At 52.2% G+C, this 2,519-nt stretch carries 2 protein-coding genes; one reads left to right on the forward strand and one right to left on the reverse strand.

The genetic code is table 11. The annotated features are described in order from the left end of the window. Nucleotides 1-250: 250 nt before the first annotated feature. Complete coding sequence (locus J3U95_RS28070) at nt 251-1,015, reverse strand: hypothetical protein (protein WP_208281750.1); 765 nt, start codon at nt 1,013-1,015, stop codon at nt 251-253. Between the two features lie 188 nt (nt 1,016-1,203). Between J3U95_RS28070 and J3U95_RS28075 the strand changes: the two genes are divergently transcribed. Further along, entirely contained in the window at nt 1,204-2,007 is an 804-nt protein-coding gene (locus J3U95_RS28075; protein WP_208281751.1) for an IS5 family transposase, read from the forward strand. Nucleotides 2,008-2,519 lie beyond the last annotated feature (512 nt).

Below are 2,519 nucleotides of genomic sequence, written 5' to 3' on the forward strand. Positions count from 1 at the left end.
GTGCCGCCATCCTCAATCGCTTCACGCGCTTGGGCACGCCCACGACCGTAGCGGTGACCATGCCGTAAATCCGTCTGGGGTTTGGGGTACTACGCGCTCAATTGATTTATGCAACAAAGCCTCCTTGCAGCTCAAACTTTCCGCTGCTCAATGGAAAGATTTGGATTGATCTTTCGTCGCTGCTACAAGTAATAGCGCTAGCTAGTTATTTCTAAAAGCGCCTAGGTCATCGCTTTTCATTATTGTCAGTCTATCTTATCTCTCGGTTATGCTCGCGTCGTGCTAATGCAGATTGAATAAGGCGCTGCAGTACGAACGGCCAATCTCGCACCTGATAGATAATCCACTCATCATTCTTGCTTTCACGATAAATTTCGAGGTAACCTTTTCTTGGCTTCCCATCGATTGTGATTGCGTCATAAGCTTGAGGGAATATTCCTGCCCCTGGATTGCCCATCGTTACGGCGTTATGAGTGAACTTATTACGCAAACTGAATAGCCAATCCAATTTGGCCTTTTCAGATTCAACGTATCCGAGGGCTGGATACGATGTATTTGGGTCGCCGCCTTTTTGGCCTCGCACGATTTGAATATTAAAATACAATTCCTTTCGCTCCTCGTCCGTCAATACGTGCTGCACAAAATGGTGAAACGAGTTTTTGACTCCGTAAATCGATTGGTACGCTGTATTTAAATGTTTCGCAATGGCCAGGGCGTCGACACGTTCTGGAATGGTTTGGACAGCAGCGTTCCGCTCATCTGCTTTTTTTCTAGACTCAAGCCATGTAGAGAACGGCACCCAGTCAGCTGGTTGCCCAAGCAAATCAAAACACGTTAGCAAGAGGTAATACATCAGCGCGTCGAAATAACGCCATGGGTGTGTCCACCCATTCTCGCCTACATCCTGAATCAATTCCAGGTTGTTGTAATGGTGGCGAAGCTCAAATACCAATTCAACATGCTCTAAACGTTCACGGATTAACGTGCATATTTCGGTATCGTCTATTTTTGTCATTGAAGCTCCCTAGTAGGAACTCACGATTATGCAAGGGTTTTGCTAACCGCGCTAACAGAATGGCACGTAGGGAAGACGCAAAGACCTTGTGCTGTAGCGACGAACGGCCGCTATGGGTCGATAGCGGACGTACACAGCGGTGCTTCGGCAGCTAAGATGGCGGCCGTGTTCCCGGACGGACTAATGCCATGGCCCAAGCACTTCTCCCCGAAGACCTTTGGTCGCTTGTAGCAGCTCATCTGCCAACCCACAACAGGTCACCAAAAGGCGGACGCCCACGTCTCAACGATCGCGCGCCCCTAACCGGGATTCTGTTTGTACTCAAGACCGGGATACCGTGGGAATATTTGCCTCGCGAACTCGGCTGCGGCAGTGGCATGACTTGTTGGCGCCGGCTCCACGAATGGATGAAAGCTGGCGTTTGGCAGCGCGTCCACGAAGCAGTCCTCAGACGGCTGCGCGAGCACGACCAGATCATGTGGGCTCGAGCTTGCGTTGACGCTGCCAGTGTACCTGCCCCTGCCGGCGGCGAGCATACGGGCCGAAACCCAACGGATCGTGGCAAGCTTGGCTGCAAACACCATCTGCTCGTAGATCAACGTGGGCTGCCGCTGGTAGCTAAGATCTCGGGCGCCCAGGTCCACGACTCGCGTTTTCTTATTCCACTCGTCGAAGCCATCCCAGTGGTGAAAGGGCTATGCGGCCGTCCGCGTAAGCGTCCAGGTAAGCTGCACGCCGATCGGGCATACGCTTCGCTAGCCCATCGGGCGTGGCTGCGCCGACGAGGTATCGCAGCACGTATCGCGCGATATGGTGTGGAGTCGCGAGAAAGGCTCGGACGATGGCGTTGGGTCATTGAGCGCACCTTGGGATGGTTACATCGCTTTCGCAGGTTGCGCATTCGACACGAGCGGCGAGCAGACATCCATCAGGCATTCCTTTCGCTCGCTTGCTCGCTCATCTGTTGGCGATATGTCGAACGGTTTTGTTAGGCGCTCTTAGAGTGCCATGCGGCGCTCTTCTTCGCAAAAAACCGAAAGTTTGATATACCATTCCTAAACGAGCTCTGGACAAGTTCGTCAACTTGTTCGGCGTTGCCTAATGGCACTGTTAGGAATCATTATCTCGACAACATGGAATGGACGCGCGATCCCAAGCTCTACCCTCCTTATTTAAGGCCTAGGATTCGCCAAGGACGAGGAGTAGGTTACGGACTTGGATACAAACGATGGCTCAACATTCGAGATGTCTCATCCCAAGGAACATCTTCTTCGGTAAGGGGTATCCGTGTAGCGCGCCCATACCATATGCTTTCAGAACTCGAGACGATTTACTTTTTCTTAACAGAAAGACAGTCTTCGGTGGTTGACATCCGCGAACAGGGTTTTGTCGCGTTAGCCGAGCGGTTGTCCCGATCGGGTAGACTGCAACGCCGCACATTGACGATCCGATATGCTCAGCTTCAAAGGAATGCGTTTCCCGATTGACGTCGTCCTGGTCTGCA

The sequence above is a fragment of the Massilia oculi genome, from assembly GCF_017582745.1.
Classification (GTDB): Bacteria; Pseudomonadota; Gammaproteobacteria; order Burkholderiales; family Burkholderiaceae_D; genus Telluria; species Telluria oculi_A.